The organism is Patulibacter medicamentivorans (assembly GCF_000240225.1).
In the GTDB taxonomy this organism is placed as follows: Bacteria; Actinomycetota; Thermoleophilia; order Solirubrobacterales; family Solirubrobacteraceae; genus Patulibacter; species Patulibacter medicamentivorans.
The window spans coordinates 1-19,337 of sequence record NZ_AGUD01000108.1 but is presented as its reverse complement, the minus strand read 5'-3'; the positions used below and the strand labels follow the sequence as shown (position 1 = coordinate 19,337).

Annotated in this window: 19 protein-coding genes and 1 pseudogene; 7 read left to right on the top strand and 13 right to left on the bottom strand. The window is 74.7% G+C overall.

Features of this window, described 5'->3' with window-relative positions:
- Nucleotides 1-148 precede the first annotated feature (148 nt).
- From PAI11_RS09160 to PAI11_RS09150, 3 genes are read right to left on the bottom strand one after another with little or no spacing between them, the layout of a single operon-like run.
- A complete protein-coding gene (locus tag PAI11_RS09160) occupies nucleotides 149-742 on the bottom strand; it encodes a hypothetical protein (RefSeq protein WP_007573422.1) in 594 nt (197 codons plus the stop codon).
- A 56-nt stretch (nucleotides 743-798) separates the two neighbouring features.
- Nucleotides 799-1,065, bottom strand: coding sequence for a hypothetical protein (locus PAI11_RS09155; protein WP_007573420.1), 267 nt, complete (start codon nucleotides 1,063-1,065; stop codon nucleotides 799-801).
- Complete coding sequence (locus PAI11_RS09150; RefSeq protein ID WP_007573418.1) at nucleotides 1,062-2,057, bottom strand: ArgK/MeaB family GTPase; 996 nt, start codon at nucleotides 2,055-2,057, stop codon at nucleotides 1,062-1,064. The genes PAI11_RS09155 and PAI11_RS09150 overlap by 4 nt, the downstream gene beginning before the upstream one ends.
- A 111-nt stretch (nucleotides 2,058-2,168) precedes the next feature.
- Between PAI11_RS09150 and PAI11_RS09145 the strand changes: the two genes are divergently transcribed.
- The gene (locus tag PAI11_RS09145) at nucleotides 2,169-3,611 is read left to right on the top strand and encodes an RNB domain-containing ribonuclease (RefSeq protein WP_007573416.1); all 1,443 of its coding nucleotides are present in this window, start codon (nucleotides 2,169-2,171) and stop codon (nucleotides 3,609-3,611) included.
- A gap of 138 nt (nucleotides 3,612-3,749) precedes the next feature.
- The gene (locus PAI11_RS09140) at nucleotides 3,750-4,859 is read left to right on the top strand and encodes an alkene reductase (RefSeq protein WP_007573414.1); all 1,110 of its coding nucleotides are present in this window, start codon (nucleotides 3,750-3,752) and stop codon (nucleotides 4,857-4,859) included.
- Nucleotides 4,860-4,953: 94 nt separating this feature from the next.
- On the opposite strand, the gene PAI11_RS09135 is transcribed toward PAI11_RS09140, so the two are convergent.
- Nucleotides 4,954-6,990 (bottom strand): methylmalonyl-CoA mutase family protein, encoded by a 2,037-nt coding sequence (locus tag PAI11_RS09135; RefSeq protein ID WP_050897175.1) that lies wholly within the window; start codon nucleotides 6,988-6,990, stop codon nucleotides 4,954-4,956.
- A 179-nt stretch (nucleotides 6,991-7,169) separates the two neighbouring features.
- Between PAI11_RS09135 and PAI11_RS09130 the strand changes: the two genes are divergently transcribed.
- Nucleotides 7,170-8,030 (top strand): MBL fold metallo-hydrolase, encoded by an 861-nt coding sequence (locus PAI11_RS09130; protein ID WP_007573408.1) that lies wholly within the window; start codon nucleotides 7,170-7,172, stop codon nucleotides 8,028-8,030.
- Between the two features lie 55 nt (nucleotides 8,031-8,085).
- Here the strand turns inward: PAI11_RS09130 and PAI11_RS09125 are convergent, their stop codons facing one another.
- Nucleotides 8,086-8,562: an OsmC family protein gene (locus PAI11_RS09125; RefSeq protein ID WP_007573406.1), complete on the bottom strand. Its 477-nt coding sequence runs from the start codon at nucleotides 8,560-8,562 to the stop codon at nucleotides 8,086-8,088.
- 375 nt (nucleotides 8,563-8,937) lie between these two features.
- Between PAI11_RS09125 and PAI11_RS09120 the strand changes: the two genes are divergently transcribed.
- Nucleotides 8,938-9,225, top strand: a complete 288-nt coding sequence (locus tag PAI11_RS09120) for an ATP-dependent Clp protease adaptor ClpS (protein WP_007573404.1) — start codon at nucleotides 8,938-8,940, stop codon at nucleotides 9,223-9,225.
- Between the two features lie 556 nt (nucleotides 9,226-9,781).
- Here PAI11_RS09120 and PAI11_RS09115 read toward each other — a convergent pair.
- From PAI11_RS09115 to ygfZ, 6 genes are all read right to left on the bottom strand, one after another.
- Nucleotides 9,782-10,075 carry a barstar family protein gene (locus tag PAI11_RS09115; RefSeq protein ID WP_007573402.1) on the bottom strand — a complete coding sequence of 98 codons (294 nt, stop codon included), beginning with the start codon at nucleotides 10,073-10,075 and terminating at the stop codon, nucleotides 9,782-9,784.
- Between the two features lie 10 nt (nucleotides 10,076-10,085).
- A complete protein-coding gene (locus tag PAI11_RS27790) occupies nucleotides 10,086-10,580 on the bottom strand; it encodes a guanyl-specific ribonuclease (RefSeq protein WP_007573399.1) in 495 nt (164 codons plus the stop codon).
- A gap of 260 nt (nucleotides 10,581-10,840) precedes the next feature.
- Nucleotides 10,841-11,218, bottom strand: coding sequence for a hypothetical protein (locus PAI11_RS09105; RefSeq protein WP_007573397.1), 378 nt, complete (start codon nucleotides 11,216-11,218; stop codon nucleotides 10,841-10,843).
- Between the two features lie 5 nt (nucleotides 11,219-11,223).
- The gene (ccrA, locus tag PAI11_RS09100; protein ID WP_007573395.1) at nucleotides 11,224-12,489 is read right to left on the bottom strand and encodes a crotonyl-CoA carboxylase/reductase; all 1,266 of its coding nucleotides are present in this window, start codon (nucleotides 12,487-12,489) and stop codon (nucleotides 11,224-11,226) included.
- Between the two features lie 96 nt (nucleotides 12,490-12,585).
- Nucleotides 12,586-13,011 carry a hypothetical protein gene (locus PAI11_RS09095; RefSeq protein ID WP_138974195.1) on the bottom strand — a complete coding sequence of 142 codons (426 nt, stop codon included), beginning with the start codon at nucleotides 13,009-13,011 and terminating at the stop codon, nucleotides 12,586-12,588.
- A 91-nt stretch (nucleotides 13,012-13,102) separates the two neighbouring features.
- Nucleotides 13,103-14,167, bottom strand: coding sequence for a CAF17-like 4Fe-4S cluster assembly/insertion protein YgfZ (ygfZ, locus tag PAI11_RS09090; protein ID WP_007573390.1), 1,065 nt, complete (start codon nucleotides 14,165-14,167; stop codon nucleotides 13,103-13,105).
- A 114-nt stretch (nucleotides 14,168-14,281) separates the two neighbouring features.
- Between ygfZ and PAI11_RS09085 the strand changes: the two genes are divergently transcribed.
- On the top strand, nucleotides 14,282-14,647 hold the full coding sequence (locus PAI11_RS09085; RefSeq protein ID WP_007573389.1) for a hypothetical protein: 366 nt from the start codon (nucleotides 14,282-14,284) through the stop codon (nucleotides 14,645-14,647).
- A 12-nt stretch (nucleotides 14,648-14,659) separates the two neighbouring features.
- Here the strand turns inward: PAI11_RS09085 and PAI11_RS09080 are convergent, their stop codons facing one another.
- A complete protein-coding gene (locus PAI11_RS09080) occupies nucleotides 14,660-15,679 on the bottom strand; it encodes an ABC transporter substrate-binding protein (protein ID WP_007573387.1) in 1,020 nt (339 codons plus the stop codon).
- Nucleotides 15,680-15,902: 223 nt separating this feature from the next.
- On the opposite strand from PAI11_RS09080, the gene cofH reads away from it, so the two are divergent.
- Together cofH and greA are read left to right on the top strand one after the other, a co-directional pair.
- Nucleotides 15,903-18,158, top strand: a complete 2,256-nt coding sequence (gene cofH, locus PAI11_RS09075) for a 5-amino-6-(D-ribitylamino)uracil--L-tyrosine 4-hydroxyphenyl transferase CofH (protein WP_007573385.1) — start codon at nucleotides 15,903-15,905, stop codon at nucleotides 18,156-18,158.
- A gap of 46 nt (nucleotides 18,159-18,204) precedes the next feature.
- The gene (gene greA, locus PAI11_RS09070) at nucleotides 18,205-18,678 is read left to right on the top strand and encodes a transcription elongation factor GreA (RefSeq protein WP_007573384.1); all 474 of its coding nucleotides are present in this window, start codon (nucleotides 18,205-18,207) and stop codon (nucleotides 18,676-18,678) included.
- A 286-nt stretch (nucleotides 18,679-18,964) separates the two neighbouring features.
- On the opposite strand, the pseudogene PAI11_RS27000 reads toward greA, so the two are convergent.
- Nucleotides 18,965-19,337: pseudogene (locus PAI11_RS27000) on the bottom strand (hypothetical protein); the annotation flags it as partial.

Here is a 19,337-nt window from a genome sequence, read left to right as displayed (position 1 = left end):
CGATCGCGTTCTCGTTCCACCGCGATCGTCGAATCGACGATCTTCTGCACCCCGACCGTGGCCGGCCGCCTCGATTCGCGGCGCTCGCCGGCGGGCGCGCAGATCCGGCGTCGCTGAGGGGCGACCGGGGCCGCCCGTCGCGCCCGGATCAGGCGGTCGGGGCCGGCGGCGCGGGCTCGGGCGTCGGCGGGGCGGGCTCGGGCGCGGGCGGCGTGGGGGCCTTGCGGCCGAGCAGGGCGTCGGTCGCGACCTGGACCTTCGACGCGCCGCTGATGACCCGCTGGAAGCCCTTCTTCACGTCGGCCTCGATCGCCTTGTAGAGCTTGGTGGCGCCGCTCTTGGTCTTCGGCAGCTTCTTGGCCGGCACCGTCAGGCGCTTCAGCGCGGTCTCGACCGAGGTGTAGCCGATCCGCAGGTCGCGGAGGCCGGCGAGCAGGGAGTCCTGCGGGACGCTGGTGGAGGGGCCGTCCGCGTCCTGGGCGGTGAGCGCCCGGCTGTAGGTGGCGATCCGCTTGCGCAGCGCGTGGATGTCGCGGGTGGCGGCCTTCAGGCCCGGCGTGCCGGCCTTCGGCTTGGTCAGCTTCGCCAGCGACACGGCCAGCTTGGCCTGGGCGTCGTTCAGCGGCTTCTCGTTCTTCTTGACCACGTCGCGGATGCCGGCGTCGGACGCGACGGCGGTCGAGGTGGTGCCGAGGAGCGCGGCGGCGGACAGCAGGATGGGGAGGGCGCGACGACCGAACACGCGGGCCACGCTACCGATCGCCGGCCGTGGTCGCGCCACCGAGGACCCGTCGGGGGTCAGCGGCGGATCAGGACGTAGACCAGGGCGATCGCGAACCCGATCTGGCCGAAGCTCAGGGCGGTCCCCAGGTTGGCCGCGCCGGCCAGCTCGGCGATCAGGCTGACGACGGCGAACGCGCCGACGACGATCGCGGCGTTCTGCGCGAGCGGGCGGCTCTCCGGCAGCTGGGCGTCGGCGTCGGTCAGGCGCTGGACGGCCTCGGGCGGCGGCTTGGGGGCCTGCTTGCGCGGGTCGCCGGCGGGGCGCTTGGCCGCGGGGCTCATCGCCCTGCCTCGGTCGGGTCGCGGTCGGCGCCGGAGAGGCCGGCGGCGCGCTCGAGCTGCTGCACGAGGATCGGCACCGCCAGATCATCGCGCGTCGCGGCCAACGCGCGCAGCGCGGCCTGCCGGCCGCCCAGCGCCCGCAGCGCTCGCTCGCCGTGCTCGAGCCGGAAGTCGTCGATCGCGGTCCGGCGCCGGGCATCGCGGCGGGAGCTCGCGACGTCGGCCCGCGCCCGGTGGGCGTCGAGGACCTCGATCAGGTCGTCGAAGCCGGTCGCCGGCGGCAGCGAGCTGACCGCGACGACCTTCGTGCTGCGATCCCCGATCGAGCGCAGCGCCGACCGCACGTCGGCCTTCGCCCGCTCAGCGATCCGGCCGAGGTCGGCCTTGGTGACCACCAGCACGTCGGGGATCTCCATGATCCCGCTCTTCAGGAACTGCAGCGCGTCGCCGGAGCCGGGCTGGACGATCACCATCACGGTGTCGGCGACGTCGGCGACGTCGGTCTCCGACTGGCCGACGCCGACCGTCTCGACGATCACCACGTCGAAGGCGGCCGACAGCGCCTGCGCGGCGGCGCGGGTGGCCCACGCCAGCCCGCCGAGCCGGTCGCCCGCCGCGGTCGAGCGGATGAAGACCGATGCGTCGTTCGGATCGACGTGGATCCGCGCGCGGTCGCCGAGCAGCGACCCGCCGGTGCGGCGGCTCGACGGATCGACCGCGAGCACCGCGACCGAGCGGCCGAGGCGGCGATAGGAGCGCACCAGCTCGCTCAGCAGCGTCGACTTGCCGGCGCCGGGCGGGCCGGTGACGCCGACCACGTGCCCCGGCGGCTCGTGGCCGAGCGCGGCGGGGGAGAGCCCGTCGAGCAGCAGCGCGGTCTGGGCCTGGGCCGCCGGCGTCCGCGTCTCGACCAGGTTGAGGACGGCGGGAGCGGCCGCCAGGTCACCGGCGCGCAGGCGGGCGGCGAGCGTGGCTCCCAGGTCGTCGTCCATCCCGGGCATCGTAGGGCGGCGACGGCGCGGCTCGGCGGGCGACCCGCCGCGACGCGTCGGGATCGGCCGGATGCGGCCCTCGGCACGGCACGGGCGGATAGCGTCCAGCGCGTGCGCCTGCGACCGCCCCGCCTGATCGCCGACGACGCCCGCGTGCGGGCCGGGCTCGATCGGCTGCGGCGGGAGCTGGAGGTGCCCGACGCGTTCCCCGCCGAGGCGGAGGCCGCGGCCGACCGGGCGGCCGCCACGCCGCCGTCGGCGCTGCCGCCGTTCGCGAGCGCGCCGCCGCGCGTCGACCGGACCGACGTCGAGCTGGTGACCGTCGACCCCGAGGGCTCGACCGACCTCGACCAGGCGCTGTCCGTCACGGCCCGGGACGGCGGCTTCCGGGTCTCCTACGCGATCGCCGACCTGGCGCAGTTCGTCGCTCCCGACGGGCCGCTCGACGCCGAGGTCCACCGGCGCGGCGTCACCCACTACGCGCCCGATGGCCGGCGGCCGCTGCACCCGGACCCGATCGGGACCGCCGCGGCCAGCCTGCTGCCCGACGGCGCGCGCCCGGCGGTGCTGTGGACGATCGACCTCGACCCGACCGGGATCCCGACGGCGACCGCGGTCGAGCGGGCGATCGTCCGCTCACGCCGGCAGCTCTCGTACGAGCAGGCGCAGCAGCTGATCGAGGCCGGCGACGGGTCGCCCGCCCTGTCGGCCCTGCGCGCGGTCGGCGAGGCCCGGCTGGCGTTGGAGCGCGAGCGCGGCGGGATCAGCCTGACCCATCCCCAGCAGGAGGTCGTGGCCGCTGACGGCGGCTACGAGCTGCGCTACGCCGCGCCGCTGCCGGTCGAGGACTGGAACGCCCAGATCTCGCTGCTGTGCGGGATCGAGGCGGCGCGGATCATGCTCGCCGGCGGCAGCGGCCTGCTGCGGACGCTGCCGGCGCCGGAGCCGGCCGCCCTGGAGCGCCTGCGCCGCAGTGCGGCGGCGCTCGGGGTCGACTGGCCGAGCGGACGCAGCTACCCCGAGTTCGTGCGCGCGCTCGACCCGGCGACCGCGGTCGGCGGCGCGCTCCTGACCCAGTGCGCGCGGACCCTGCGCGGCGCCGGCTACACCGCCTTCGACGGGACGCCGCCGGCCGATCCGGGCCATGCGGCGATCGCCGCGCCGTACGCCCACGTGACGGCGCCGATCCGCCGGCTCTGCGACCGGGTCGCGAACGAGGCGCTGCTCGCCCACGCCGCCGGTCGGCCGGTCCCGGGCTGGGTGGGGGCGGCCCTGGCGCCGGCGAGCGAGGCGATGGCGGCCGCCGGCCGCCGCGCCGGGGCGCTGGAGCGCGGGGCGATCGACCTGGTCGAGGCGCTGCTGCTGGCCGACCGCGTCGGCGAGCGGTTCACCGGGGTCGTGGTCGACGTCGACGACCGCGGCGCCCTGGTCCAGCTGCGCGATCCCGCGATCCAGGGGCGGACGACCGGCGATGGCCTGACGCTCGGCAGCGAGATCCAGGTGACCGTGCGCGAGGCCGATCCCGAGCGGCGGGTGGTGCGGTTCGCGGCCTGACCGCCGGGGGCGGGCCGATCGCCCGTCGCCACGGGACGCCCGAACCCGTGTGCGATCGTGTCGCTCCGCTCGCGCGGCCGCGGGATTCCCGCGGCCGCCGGCCCCCGACACCCCCCCGAGCCGACCCCCGGAGCGCCCGTGACCGCCGACCGTTTCGACGCCCTTCGCCAGCCGCTGACCGTGGGGGCGATCGACGTGCCCAACCGGCTGTGGATGGCGCCGCTGACCCGCAACCGCGCCGACGCCGACGGCACGCCGAACGCCCTGATGGCCCGCTACTACGTGCAGCGCGCGTCGGCCGGGCTGATCGTCTCGGAGGCGACCTGGGTGGTGCAGCAGGGCAAGCCGTACCCGCGCACGCCGGGCCTGGCGACCGACGCCCACCGCGACGGCTGGCGTGCCGTCACCGACGCCGTCCACGCGGCGGGCGGGCGGATCGTGGCCCAGCTCTGGCACAGCGGCCGGGTCTCGCACCCCGAGACGACAGGCCAGGAGCTGGTCAGCGCGTCCGCGACCCCGTTCGAGCGGCTGACGATCTTCACCGACACCCAGGCCAAGGCGACGATCCCGACGCCGCGGGCGCTGCGGCTCGACGAGCTGCCGGGGATCGTGGCCGGCTACGTCGACGGGGCGCGGCGGGCGATCGACGCCGGGTTCGACGGGGTCGAGGTCCACGGGGCCAACGGCTACCTGCTGGAGCAGTTCCTGGCCGACGGCATCAACCACCGCGACGACGCCTACGGCGGCACGCCGGAGAACCGCGCCCGGCTCGTGGTCGAGGTCGTCGAGGCGGTCGCCGCCGCGGTCGGCGCCGATCGCACCGGCCTGCGGATCTCGCCCGGCCACGGTGCCCACGAGACCGTCGAGTCCGACGGCGGCGACACCCATCGCGCGCTGGCCGACGCCCTGGCGCCGCTCGGCCTGGCCTACGTCCACGCCCTCAGCGAGCTCGATCGGCCCCTGATCGCCGAGCTGCGCGAGCGCTACGGCGCGCCGTTCGTCCTCAACAGCGGCTTCGCGGTCCGCACCGACCGCGACGAGGCGATCTCGATCGTGGCCGACGACCGCGCCGACGCCGTCGCGGTCGGGCGCGCATGGATCGGCAACCCCGACCTGCTGGAGCGCTGGGGCAGCGGCGCCCCGGTCACCGACGCCAACTCGAAGCTGTTCTACAGCGACGGGCCCGAGGGCTACGTCGACTACCCGACGCTGGCCGAGGAGCAGGCGGCGGAGGAGCGGGCGGCGTAGCCGCGGCCGGGGGGCCGCGCCCATGCCCGAGGGCGACGTTCCGGACGCGGCGCGACCGGAACGTCACAGGCGGTCCGGCCCGGGGCCGCTGCCCTCAGGCGTGCTGCGCGGCCTCGACCGCGCCGCCGGCGTGGGGCGGCAGGCCGGCGGCCGCGGAGACGCCGTTGGCCTCGGCGACCAGCCGCACGATGTCGCGCATGATGACGCTGATGTCGAAGTCCTTCGGGGTGTAGACCCCGGCCACGCCGGCGTCCTCCAGCGGCCGCACGTCGGCCTCGGGGATGATCCCGCCGACCACGACCGGGACGTCGACGCCGCGCTCCCGCAGCGTGTCGATCACGGCCGGGATCAGCTCCCGGTGGCTGCCCGAGAGGATCGACAGGCCGATCACGTGGACGCCCTCCTGCAGGGCGCTCTGGGCGATCTGGGACGGCGTCAGGCGGATGCCCTCGTAGACCACGTCCATGCCGACGTCGCGGGCGCGGACGGCGATCTGCTCGGCGCCGTTGGAGTGGCCGTCGAGGCCCGGCTTGCCGACCAGGATCTTGATCCGGCGGCCGAGCGCCTCGCTGACCCGCTCGACCTCGGCGCGGACCTCGTTGACCGCGTCGCTCTGGACGCCGGTCGCGGCGGCCTCGCCGACGCCGGTCGGGGCACGGAACTCGCCGAAGGCCTCGCGCAGCGTGCGGGCCCACTCGCCGGTGGTGACGCCGGCGCGGGCGGCCTCGATCGACGCCGGCATGATGTTCTCGTCGCTCTTCGCGACCCGGGCGACCTCGGCCAGCGCGGCATCGGCGCGGGCCTGGTCGCGCTCGGAGCGCCAGATCCTGATCGCGTCGATCGCCTGCTGCTCGACGGCGTGGTCGACGGTCATGATCCCGCCGTCGCCGGCCGCCGTCAGCGGCGAGGGCTCCGTCTCCTGGTACTTGTTGATCCCGACCACGATCTGCTCGCCCGACTCGATCCGGGCGATCCGCTCGCGGTGGCTCTCGACCAGCGCGCTCTTCATGTAGTCGACGGCCTGGACGGCGCCGCCGTGCTCGGCGACGACGGCCATCTCCTTGCGGGCGCCGTCGAGCAGCTCGTCGACCAGGCCCTCCATCACCTTCGAGCCCTCGAAGATGTCGGGGTACTCCAGGAGGTCGGTCTCGTAGGCCAGGATCTGCTGGATCCGCAGCGCCCACTGCTGGTCCCACGCGCGCGGCAGGCCGAGGGCCTCGTTCCACGCCGGCAGCTGGAGGGCGCGGGCGCGGGCGTTGCGGCCGAGCGTGACGGCCAGCGCCTCGAGCACGATCCGCTGGACGTTGTTCTCGGGCTGGGCCTCGGTGAGCCCCAGGGAGTTGACCTGGACGCCGTAGCGGAACCGCAGCGCCTTCTCGTCGGTGATCCCGTAGCGGGTCCGGCCGAGCTCCTCCCAGAGCACGCTCATGGCGCGCAGCTTGGCGTGCTCCTCGATGAAGCGGACGCCGGCGTTGACGAAGAAGCTGATCCGGCTGAAGACCTTCGGCATCACCGACGCGTCGACCTTCTCGGCCGCCGCGTCGAGGACCGCGATCGCGTTCGACATCGCGTAGGCGATCTCCTGGACCGGCGTCGCGCCCGCCTCCTGCAGGTGGTAGCTGCAGATGTTGATCGGGTTCCACTTCGGGACGTGCTCGACCGTGTAGGCGATCATGTCCGCGATCAGCCGCATCGAGGGCCCGGGCGGGAACGCGTAGGTGCCGCGCGCCAGGAACTCCTTGATGATGTCGTTCTGGGTCGTGCCCGAGAGCTGGGCCTGCTCGGCGCCCTGCTCCTCGGCGGCGACGATGTAGAGCGAGAGCATCCACGACGCGACCGCGTTGATCGTCATCGAGGTGTTCATCGTGCCCAGCGGGATGCCGTCCATCAGCGTCCGCATGTCGCCGATGTGGCTGACCGGCACGCCGACCTTGCCGACCTCGCCGCGGGCGAGCTCGTCGTCGGGGTCGTAGCCGGTCTGGGTCGGCAGGTCGAAGGCCACCGACAGGCCCGTCTGGCCCTTCGCCAGGTTGCTCCGGTACAGCTCGTTGGAGGCCTTGGCCGTCGAGTGGCCGGCGTAGGTCCGCATCATCCACGGACGGTCGGGCTGCGGCAGGCGCGGGCTGCTCATTCAAGGGATTCTAAGGCCGGCCACCCGAACGGGTGGCGCGGGCGCGAGCGACGCCGGCGCGCCGGCCCCGCCGACCGCCCGGAGGGCGGCCGCCGCGATAGGTGGACGTCCGCCTATCGCGGCCTCCAGGGTCTCGCCCGCGCGCGGGCGGGCGACGCCGAATCGTTAGGGTCCGCCCGGTGAGCTCCGACCTGCCGCGCACGATCGATCTGCACCACCTGGGCCACGAGAAGGCCCTCGGGGCGCACTGGTTCGACGGCGTGGTCGTCGACCCGGGGCCGGAGAGCGGCATGCGGCGGCTGCTGGACGGGCTCGGCGACGACGTGCCGGACAAGGTCCTCCTGACCCACATCCACTTCGACCACGCCGGTGCCGCCGGCGCCCTGGTCGAGCGCTACCCCGACATCGAGGTCTGGGTCCACGAGCGCGGCGCCAAGCACCTGATCGACCCGACGCGACTGGTCAAGAGCGCCCGCGGCGTCTTCGGCGAGGCCTTCGACATGCTCTGGGGCCGGGTCGTCCCGATCCCCGAGAAGAACCTGCGGATCCTCAGCGGCGGCGAGAAGATCGGCCCCTGGCGGGTGGCCTACACGCCCGGCCACGCCCAGCACCACGTCTGCTACCTCCACGAGGACAGCGGCGTCGCGTTCACCGGCGACGTGACCGGGATCCGGATCGACGGCGGTCCCGCGCTGCCGCCGACGCCGCCGCCGGACATCGTCCCGCCGCTCTGGCACGCGTCGCTCGACACCGTCGCCGCCTGGAAGCCGACGGCGCTGGCCTACATGCACTTTGGCGTCACGGTCGGCGACGTCGACGAGCAGATCGCCGGGATGCACGAGGCGCTCGACGTCTTCGCCCGCGCCGCCCGCAGCACGGACGCCGAGGGGATGGCCGCCTGGATCCGCGAGTGGGTCCTCGAGCACGCCGGCGAGGAGGGCCTGCCGACCTACTACGCGGCCGGGCCGTTCGAGGGGCTGTGGGCCGGGCTCGACCGCTACTGGCGCCAGGTCGCCGAGCAGGCCGGCGTCGAGCGCTGAGCCGCGCTCGGGCGCGATCCGCCGGTCCGCGGGTCGCGTCGCGGCGGATCCGGGCTCAGTCGACGAACACGAACGTCGGCTCGATCGCCATCGCGCTCCGGAGGCTGTTGGCGATGAAGCACTCGCGGTGGGCGAGGTCGGTCAGCTTGCGCAGCCGCTCCTCGCTCGCCTGGCCGCGGATCGTGACCGTCGGCCGCAGCGTGATCCGCTCGATCGCCATCGGGCGGCCGTCGTCGGGCATCTCGGCGAGGGCGTCGTCGACGTAGGCGATCACGTCGATCCGGGCGCGGGCGGCGACCGCCAGGAAGCTCAGCAGCTGGCACGAGCTGGCGGCGGCGACCAGCAGCCGCTCGGGATCCAGTTCGTCGGGCGCGCCGAGGAACGCCGGGTCGCTGCTGAGCGTCAGCGTCTGCGCGACCGGCGGGCAGTCGACCCGGTGGGTCCGGTCGTAGTCCGCGTAGCCGACGCCGGTCGAGCCGCTCCAGCGGGTCGTGGCCGGGTAGCGATGGACGTGGGCCTCGGTCTCGCTCATCGGCCGACCAGCTTGGAGCGGGAGCCGTGCGGGGTCAAGGACGGAGGCGGGGACTGGTGGCGAGGCGCGCGTCCGGCGGGTGGGCGGCGGGTGGCGGGTGGCGAGGCGCGCGTCCGGCGGGTGGCGCGTCCGGCGGGCGGGCGGCGAGCGGCGCGTCCGGCGGGTGGCGGGGCCCTCGAAGCGTCATCTCGCGCGTCTCGGCCGGCGAGGCGGCGCTTCGACGGCTCCCGTACGTCGGATCGCGGTCTCGAGTCCGGGCGGCGGGCGAGACGACGAACCGACGCCCGAAGATCAGGGGTTGCGGCCCAGCGCCCAGCGGATACCCTCGGGAGCCTGCGCGCGTGAGGCGCCGCACAGCCACTACCCTGCACCGCCGTGAGTCAGACCATCGAGCAGACGCGGGCCGCCGATCCGGGTACCGGACTGGGTGGCGCGTGGAACGTGATCGTCCGCAACGACGACCACAACACGTTCGACCACGTGGCCACCACCCTTGCGCGGGTGATCCCGGGGGTCAACGTCGACGCGGGCTTCCGGCTCGCCGACCGGATCCACCAGGCGGGCCTGGCGGTCGTCTGGACCGGCCACAAGGAGCTGGCCGAGCACTACTGGGAGCAGCTGCGCGACGCGGGGCTCACCATGGCGCCGCTCGAGCAGGCCTGAACCGGCGACTCTCGGCGGTCCCGCGGGGCGCCGAGGGCGGGCGCCGGCCGCCTGGGCGTGGCGGGGCGCCGGAGACACGCGCTGGGGCTCGGGGCGCGGCGGGGGCCGATGGCCGAGTTGGGGCGCGGCGGAGTGCCGATGGTGCGCTGAGCGCGGGACGCCGGAGGAGCCCAGCGGAAGCGCCTCGGGGGGTGAATGTCGCGCACCCCTTGCTGCTCGGCCGCCGTGTGACGTTCGCCGCCGTGGGCGACGGGCTTCGTCACTCGGGCCAACGGGCCACGCTCGGCAGGTGACGTTTGCCCCCGGCCTGCCGTTCGCCCCGGCCTGCCCGCCGGCGTCGCGCGGCACTCGGCCCAGGCGCCCGGCCGCCAGCCCAGCCGCCCAACGACGGCATCCGGCCCAGCCGCCCGGTCGCAGCCCCGACCACGCCGCTCGGCCCGGCCGGCGGTCGCGGGCCCCCGGCCCAGTCGCCCGGCCTGGCCGCGCAGCCTCGGCCAGGGCGGTCGGCCGCCCAACCACGGCCCGCAGCTCGCGCGGCCCGCCCGTCCAACCGGCCTCAGCCGATCGCGACGTCGAACGCGACGTCGTGCGCGGACCAGAAGGCGCGGGCCTCGTCGAGGATCTCGCGCAGGATCTCCCAGGTCCGCGGATCGGCGACCGTCAGCGGACCGGCGCCGCGGATCTCGATCCGGTAGCCGTCGGCGGGGCGCCAGGAGAGGTCGCGCAGGACGTCGGCGAGCGCGTCCCAGTTGGCCCCGAAGTACTCCGGCGCGGGCAGGTCGCGGGCGAAGGCCCGCATCAGCGCGCCGCGGTCGCGGACGCCGTCGAGGTCGATGACCAGGGTCTCCATCGTGCTCCTCTCAGGGGTGCTCCGGCCCGACGATCAGGCGGAAGCTCGCGTAGTGGTCGGCCGTGTAGTAGCGCTCGATCGGCTGCCGGCCGACGACGATCCGGCGGGCGCCGCGGGTCGGGCTGCCCGGGGTCCGGACCGTGTACTCGCGGTAGTAGCCGCCGCCGCGGGCCGGCAGGATCCGCTCGCGGTTCTGGAACGTGACGCCGTCCTGGCGGTAGGGGAACGGCCCGCCCGCCGCGATCAGCCGCAGCGTCGCCTGGCCCTCGGGCGGCAGGTCGCCGACGGCGATCGCGTCCAGGCCCTCGGCGCCGCGGGGGACGGGGGATCGGGTCGCGCCGTCGCCGGCCGTGCCCGGTCCGCCGCCAGTGCCGCCGGCGGGGGCGGTCGTCGTCGCTGGGCGCTGGTCGGAGGTCGTCGCTCCACCGCCGTCACCGCAGGCGCTCAGCGGGAGCGCCAGGCCGAGCAGCAGCGCGAGGACGGACAGGGATCGGAGGAGGGACATCGGGCTGGACGGACGCTCGCCGGGGGTCGGGCGTACGCCGGAAGCCCATCACGCCGGCCGGACGAGATCAACGGCCTTCACCGCATGGTCACGGCGGCGCCCGACCGCTCCCGGTCCCGGCGCCCGACCGCTCCCGGTCCCGGCCCGCCCGGGGCCGGAGGGCGTCGACGGCCGACGCCACCGCCGGCGCCTCCGCGCGGCCCCGGGAACGACGACGGCCCGCCGAGGCGGGCCGTCGGAGCCAGCGGGTGGAGCGGACGCTAGGCGCTCGCGGAACCGGCGACGACCGCGTCGGCCGGGGACGCGTAGGGGTCCTCGGCCAGGACGTCGACGACGCCCGGCGCGGTGCCGGCCGAGATCGTCTCGTACATCTCGTACGCCAGCGGCTTCTGGTACCAGGAGATCTTCGTGGTCCGGAAGGCGACGAACGGCTCGCTGTTCCAGATCCGCGGCCAGTCGGCCTTGGAGGCCACGTGGATCACCTGGCGGAAGCGGTAGGCGTCGTCCTTGGAGCGGTCGACCCGCACCTCGAGCGCGCCGAGCCGCAGCAGCTCCGGCGTGAGCGCCTCGAGCGCCTCGGCCAGCTGGTCGTGGCGCAGGCTCGTGGCGTAGTAGGGGAGGTGGATCGCGATCGCCATGGCGGTCAGGCTCCCACTTCCGCGCGGATCGCGCCAGCGCCGTTGGGGCTCTCGCCGTCGCGGCCCTGGTCCTCGTCGGTGGCGCCGACCAGGATCGCGATCTTGCCCAGGTGCTTGTTGTCGCGCAGCAGCTGGTGGGCCTCGGCGACCTGGTCGAACTCGAGGGTCTTCCAGAGCACCGGCTTGATCTTGCCCTCGGTGATCAGGGCGTTCGCGCGCGTCGCCTCCCAGGCGTTGGCGAAGTGCGAGCCGATGATCTCCTTCTGCTTCATCCACAGGTAGCGGACGTCGAAGTCGAGGTTGTAGCCCGACGTCGCGCCGCAGATCACGACCTTGCCGAACGGCTTGACCGTCAGCACCGAGGTCGGGAACGTGGCCTGGCCGACGTGCTCGAAGACGATGTCGGGCGCGCCGTCGAGGATCTCGGCGACCCGCTTGGAGAACGCGCGCGAGACGAGGAAGCGCTCCTTCTCCTCCTCCGGCGACTCGCCGCCCTTGCGCATCATGCCCGCGAACTCGGCGCGGTTGATGTAGTCGCGGGCGCCGAGCTGCTTGACCAGCTCGCCCTTCTCGTCCGAGGAGACGACGCCGACCGACTCGGCCCCGGCCGCCTTGGCCAGCTGCAGCGCGAAGACGCCCAGGCCGCCGGCGGCGCCCCAGACGAGGACCTTGTCGCCGGCCTGGATCTTGGCCTGGTCCAGCAGCATCCGGTAGGCCGTGAAGTAGGTCAGGCCGTAGGAGGCCGCCTCGGCCCAGCTGAGGTGCCTGGGCTTGGGCAGCAGCTGCTGCGCCTGGACCTTGCAGAACTGGGCGAAGCTGCCCCAGGTCGTCTCGTAGGCCCAGATCCGCTGCGAGGGCGCGGCGAGCGGGTCGAGGCCGTGGACCTCGACGTCCTCGTAGGAGGCCTGGTTGCAGTGGACGACGACCTCGTCGCCGGCCTTCCAGCGGGTGACGCCCTCGCCGACCTTCCAGACGACGCCCGACGCGTCCGAGCCGCCGATGTGGTGGCCGAACTCGGGGTGGTCGCCGTACTTGAAGACGGAGACCGGCTTGCCGAGCGCCGCCCAGACGTTGTTGAAGTTCACGCCCGCGGCCATCACGCGGACGATGACCTCGAACGGGCCGGGCTCGGGGACGTCGACCTCCTCGAGCTGGATCGCGTCCTTCGGCTCGCCGAGGCGGTCCTCGCGGATCACCCACGCGGCCATCTTCGTCGGGAGCTCGCCGGGGGCGGTGTCCACGGCGTGGATCTGGGTCAGGTCGACTGCCATCTGAAAGCGCCTCGTCCGTTCGGTCGTTCGGTGCGGCCGGGAAGCCTACCCGGCGTAGCGCCAGCACCGTCCGCCGAGGGCGGCGAGGCGCTTGGGCTACGGCAGCAGCAGCTCGTCGTCGGAGCTCTTGCGCTGGTTGCCGACCCGCAGGACCGCGGGACGGACCGGGTTGGCGCCGGCGGTTCGCAGGCGGTAGGTGGAGCCCTCGCGCAGGGTCGCCTGGATCGCGGCGACCTGGCCGGGGGCGATCGCGTTGGTGCCGCGGCGGTCCTCGCCGGAGGCGCCGACGAGGGTCGTGCGGAGGTTGCGCTTGGTCTGGTTGCTGATGACGATCCGGACCGGGCCGCCGCCGACGCGCGCGGGCGAGATGTCGACGCCGCGGTCGGTGATCGCGGCGCTGAGCATGATCTGGGCCGGTGGCCGCGATCCGCTCGGCTTGTCCTTGGGATCGATCCGGCCGCAGGCCGTCAGGCCGACGACGGACAGTCCCGCTGTCAGCACCACGATTGATCTGCGCGCCACGTGCATCTCTTCCCGGACTCCCCAGTCAGGTCGCTCGAGCGAGCCTACGAGCGATCGGCCCGCAACCCTACCCGAGGTCGGTACCGCGACCCTATCCGACGGGCGGGACCTGATGGGGCGGGCGGGAGCGGCGTCGCTCGAACGGCAGCGCGACGACCCGGGCGGTGGTCGGCGTGCCGTCGGCCGGGCGCAGGGTGACGGCGTCCCCGGGCTCGACCTCGCGGCGCACCAGGGCCAGCGCGATCGGGCCGTCGACGGGCGAGCGGACGCTGGTCGTCACCCGGCCGATCTCGCGCCCGTCGGACACCAGCACCGTCCCGGCCGGGACCTCGCGCTCCAGCCGCAGGCCGCGCAGGTGGCGGTTCGGCCGGCCGCGCCAGTGCAGCCGGGCGACGGTCTCCTGGCCGACGTAGCAGCCCTTGGTGAAGCTGACCGCGCGGTCGACGATCCCGACCTCGGCGGGCATCACCGCGTCGTCCATCTCGTGGCCGAGGCGCGGGCGGCCGGACTCGACGCGGACGACCTCGGCGGCGTCCTCGGGCACCCGGGTCGCGCCGCGCGCCTCGAGCGCGGCCAGGATTGCGGCGCCGTCCTCGGCCGGGCAGAGGACGTCGACGCCGCCGTCGGTGCGGACCAGCTCGACGGTGCGGCCGTCCAGCTCGGCGATCACGTGGTCGTGCTCGGCCTCCCCGAGCGCGTCGGCGGCGTCGCCGAGGATCGCCGACGAGCGCGGGCCGATCAGCGACAGCAGCGAGCGCTGGAGGGTCCGCTTGTGCAGCTCGGCGTCGAAGCCGATCAGATGCCGGCGGAGGTGGTCGAAGAGCGACTGCAGGCCGCTCCGCTCGCAGATCAGGAACAGCTCGTCGTCGCCGGCGAGGATCCGCAGGTCGCAGACGATCTTGCCCTTCGGCGTCAGCAGCGCCGCGTAGGTCCCGTGCCCGGGCTCGAGCGCCTCGACGTCGGCGGTGACCTGGCCGGTCAGGAACGACGCGGCCTCGCCGCCGGTCAGCGCGAGCTTGCCCGCCGCCGAGCGGTCGAGCACGCCGGCGCCCTCGGTGAGGACGTGGTGGGCGCGCTCGAGCGTGGCGTCGTCGACCGCGGCGCGGGGGGCCGATGGGACGGGCGCGACGACCGGTCGCTGCGGCGGATCGCTCATGCCGACCGAATGTAGCGCGGTCCGATCGGCGCCCCGCTGGCACGGGGCTGGATCGCCGGCCGTCGCGGGACCGCGGAGCCAGCCATCCAGGGTCGGCCGCTATCTTCCCGGGAGATGGCGCTCGCGGAGACCTTCAAGCGCGTCCTGGACTCGCTGCCCGACGACTGGACCGACCTCACGCTCGATCTGCGGATCGCCGACGAGGATCGCTACGTCGAGGCCGCGACCTACGTGACGACGACCTGCAACGCCCAGCCGTACTCGCGGCACGACTGGCACTGGCGGATCCTCGTCGCGCACCGGTTCGGGCACGCCGCCGCGCCGACCGCGGTCGAGAGCGCCCTGACGCTGCTCGACCAGGCCGGGCTCGACGGCGAGCTGGTCGTGCGCGACGTCCGCGTCGGCCGCGCCGAAGTCGAGCCGATGTGGGGCCGCGGCGAGACGGCGCGCGACGAGTTCCGCCGCCTGCGGGCCCACTGACCCGCGCCCGCCTCAGCCTCCCGGGGCGTCCTTCCAGATCAGCTTCGCCACGTCGGGCGCGCGCTTCGTGATCCCGACGTGGGCCTCCCACCGCGCCCAGCGGGCCATCGCCGCGCGGTCGATCGCCAGCGCGCGGCCCTCGCGGTCGAGGAACGTGGGGGTGACGGCCTTCAGTTGGTCCGCCGTCGTCGAGGGGTCGATCGTCTTGTCGCCCGAGCCCTTCTGGAGCGCGTCGATCACGATCTGGCTCTGGGCGGTCGGCGTCGTCGCGGCCGCCTGGTAGCCCGCGGCGGTGGCGGCGAGGAACCGCTGGATCACGTCGCCCCGGCGCGCCAGCAGCTTCGACGTCGACACCAGCAGCAGCTCGGGGTAGCGGGGCGCGCCGAACTCGTCGAGCCGGAAGATCCGGGCCTTCGGGCGGCGCGCCTTGACGGCGACGCCCTCGGCGTTCCAGAACGCGGTCGCCGCGGCGACCCGGCCGCCGAGGACCGCGGGAACCGCCTCGAAGCCGATCGTCACCCGGCGGACCTTGCGCGGGTCGCCGCCGTCGCCGCGGACGATCTGGTCGACGGCGGCGTCGTCGCTCGGCAGGCCGGTGACGCCGACGCGGCGGCCCTCCAGCGCGCGCGGCCGGGAGACGCCGGGGGCGGCGATCAGCGACGCCAGGGGGCGCTGGACGATGGCCCCGACGGCGACCAGGTCGGCGCCCTTCTCGCGTGCGATCGCGAGGTCGTGGATGTCCATGATCGCCAGGTCGCTGCGACCCGCGGCGAGCAGCCTGGTCCCGTCGGCGCCGGAGCCGGGGACGTTGATCGTGAGGTCGATCCCGCCGTCGCGGTAGAGCCCGCGCTGCCGGGCCAGGTAGAGCCCGGCGTGGACCGCGTTGGGGGCGAAGTCGAGGGTCAGGGCGAGCGCGGTCCGCTTGACCGGCGCCGTCCCGGTCGTCGCCGTGGTGGCGTCGTCTCCGCCCGATCCCCCGCAGCCCGCCAGCAGCGCCGCGCTCGCCAGGAGCGCGATCGGCCGGATCGCCATCCTCGACCATCGCCGGCGGAGCGGGCGAGCGTCGCGGGTGGCCGGGCAGCGAGGGTCCTGCGATCCAGACATGCACGTCATGGTCGCGTGCTCGCGCGTCCGGCGTCGGGACGGTCGGGGCGGCCGGCGCCGGCCGCCCGTTGGCGATGCCTCCAGCCGTCCGGGTGGTCGCAAGGCCCGCTGGGACGGGGCCGGCGGCGCTGGTTCGTAGACTCATCGCGGGATGAGCCGGCGCGTCACGTTCTCGCGGAACCACACCCTGTCGCTGTCGCGGACCTGCAGCTCGGTCTGCAAGTACTGCGCGTTCGCGACCAGGAAGTTCCACCTCCACGACCGGTCCGAGGTCGAGGCGATCCTGGACGAGGCCGTCAAGCGCCGCGCCAAGGAGCTGCTGATCCTGACGGGGGAGGAGCCGGACTCCCACCCCGAGGTGATGGCGCAGCTGAACGCCTGGGGCTTCGAGGACTTCGTCGCCTATGTGGTCTGGGCGGGCGAGCGGGCGCTCGAGCGCGGCCTGCTGCCGCACACCAACCTCGGCGCGGTCTCGAAGGACGACCTGGCGCGGCTGCGGCACGTGACGGCGTCGCAGGGCGTGATGCTGGAGTCGATCAGCGAGCGGCTGATGGACACGGTCCACGCCGGATCGCCGTCGAAGCACCCCGCCCGCCGGCTGGCCACGATCGAGGCCGCCGGCGAGCTGCGGATCCCCTTCACCTCGGGGATCCTGGTCGGGATCGGCGAGACGCCCGAGGAGCGGATCCAGTCGCTCGAGGCGCTGGCCGAGGTCCACGCGCGCCACGGGCACCTGCAGGAGGTGATCCTCCAGAACTTCGTGCCGCACGAGCGCTACTACGGCCGCGACGTCGGCGCGATCGCCGACCAGGCGGCTCGCGACTACTGGCGGACGGGGATCGCGCAGGACGGTGGCGGCTGGGAGGGCTCGCCGCACCTGGACCTGCCCGACTGGGCCTGCCCGGTCACGGTCGAGGACATGGAGGTCCTGGTCCGCGCGACCCGCGAGCTGATGCCCGACGTCGGGATCCAGATCCCGCCGAACCTGGCCGACTGGTGGCCGCGGCTGGTCGCCGCCGGCGCGACCGACCTCGGCGGCCTGAGCGCCAACGGCGACCACATCTCGCCCGAGCACCCGTTCCCGTCGCCCAACCAGGTCCGCGACCAGCTGAAGCCGCAGGGCGTCGCGCTCAGCGAGCGGCTGTGCGTCTATGGCAAGTACATCGACGAGCAGTGGATCGACCGTGCGGTGCTCGACACGATCACGGTCAAGTACTGGACCTTCATCCCGCGCGGCACGAGCGGCCGCGGCGAGGCGCCGTTCGTGATCGACCGCGACCTGGTCGCGCCGGCGGTCGCCAAGGCGCGCGACGGCGTGGCGCTGAGCGAGCAGGAGCTGACGGCCCTCTTCGTCGAGCAGGATCCGGTCGCCGTCGAGGAGATCCGCAGCGCCGCCGACGAGCTGCGCGGCGAGCTGGCGGGCGACACGGTCACCTTCGTCGTCAACCGCAACATCAACATCTCGAACGTCTGCACCGTCGGCTGCGCGTTCTGCGGCTTCGGCCAGTCGAAGCGCTCGCCGGACGCCTACGACATCGACGAGGCCGAGTTCGCGCGGCGGGTGGCCGAGGCGGTCGACTACGGCGCCTCGGAGCTGTGCATCCAGTCGGGCATCCACCCGGACTGGACGCTGGAGGACTACCTGACGTGGCTGCGGCGGGCCAAGGCGGCGGGGCGCAGCCACGGCGTCGACCTGCACCTGCACGCCTACAGCCCGATGGAGATCGACCACATGGCGACGATCTCGGGGCTGCCGCTGAGCGAGCTGTTCGCGCAGCTGCGCGACGCCGGCCTGGGGTCGACGCCGGGCACCGCGGCCGAGGTCCTGGACGACGGCGTCCGCCAGCGGATCTCGCCGAACAAGCTGCCGGCGCAGCGCTGGGTCGAGGTGATCGAGGCCGCCCACCGGGCCGGCGTCCGCTCGACCTCGACGGTGATGTTCGGCCACATCGAGGAGCCGTGGGAGCTGGCGCGCCACATGCGGGTCGTGCGCGGGGTCCAGGAGCGGACCGGCGGGATCACCGAGTTCGTGCCGCTGTCGTTCATCCCCTTCCAGACCCGGCTCGGGCGCACCCACGGGGTCCAGGAGATCTCGGCCGAGGACAACCTGCGCCACACCGCGGTCTTCCGGCTGGCGCTCGGCCGGACGGTCCCGAACCTGCAGGCGTCGTGGGTCAAGATGGGCCTGGACGCGGCCACCGAGTCGCTGCGCTGGGGCGTCAACGACCTCGGCGGGACGCTGATGGAGGAGAACATCTCGCGGCTGGCCGGCTCGCACCACGGCGTGCGGCTGGACCCGCCGGAGCTGATCGCGGCCGCCCACGCCGCCGGTCGCCCGGCCGCCGAGCGGTCGACGCTCTACACGATCCTCCGCGAGCACCCGCTGCCGCTGCGCGAGGCGGCCTGAGCCGGCCCGCCGAGCGGCGCGGTCACGACCACGTTACGGTGGTGTGATGAGTACCGCAGGCGAGTCGATCAGTCCCGAGGGGCTCGAGGCCCTGAAGGCCGAGCTGGCCGAGTTGGAGGGACCGGCCAGGCGCGACATCGCCGCCCGGATCCAGCGTGCGCGCGAGCTCGGCGACCTCAAGGAGAACGCCGAGTACCACCAGGCCAAGGACGATCAGGCGCACCTCGAGACGCGGATCGCGATCCTCGCCGAGCGCCGCCGCAACGCGGTCGTGACCGAGGTCTCGACCGACGCCAGCGTCGTCGGCTTCGGGTCGACCGTGACCCTGGTCGACACCGACAGCGGCAAGAGCCAGACCTGGACGCTGGTCGGCGCGGCCGAGGCGGACGTCTCCGCCGGCAAGCTGTCGATCGAGTCGCCGGTCGCCGGCGCGGTCATGGGCCGCAAGATCGGCGACGTGGTGGTCGTCCAGACCCCGCGCGGCGCCCGCAACCTGCGAGTCGACGCGATCGGCGCCTGAGCGGGCGGCGCTTGAGCGGGCGGCGCGTCGCGGCGGTTGGGTGGGCGGCGGCGGGCGGGGCGGCGGCCGGCGAAGGCGGGCCGTGTCGCGTCGCGGCCGAGGCCGGACGATCGCCGTCTCGCACCCGGCCGGCGGGCGAGATCGCGATCCCGCGCCCTGACGGCGGCCGATCGCCGTCTCGCACCCGGCCGGCGGGCGAGATCGCGATCCTGCGCCCTGACGGCGGCCGATCGCCTTCTCGCGCCGTGGGCCGGCGTGAGAAGGCGATCCGACGGTCCGCCGGCTGCTAGCGGACGGTGACCTTCAGCGTCCGGGTGACGCTGCGGCCGTCGACCGTGATCCGGACGGGGATCCGGTGGACGCCGCGCCGCGCGGTGCTGCCGACGCGGACCGGCACTCGGACCGTGCGCGAGGCGCGGCTGGCGATCCGGGCGACCGAGGCGCGGACCGTCCGCGCGCGGCCGGTGAGCGCCGCGGGCAGCTGGATCCGCAGCTTCGCCCCGCTGACCGCGGCGCGGCCGGCGTTGCGCAGGCCGACGTGGACCGTCGCGGCGCCGCCGCGGCGGACCACGGCCCGGCCGCCGCTCGTGCGGCCACCGCGGCCGAGGACGATGCTGACGTTGATCGTCAGCCCGCTGCCGGCCGGGCCGGGCACGCCC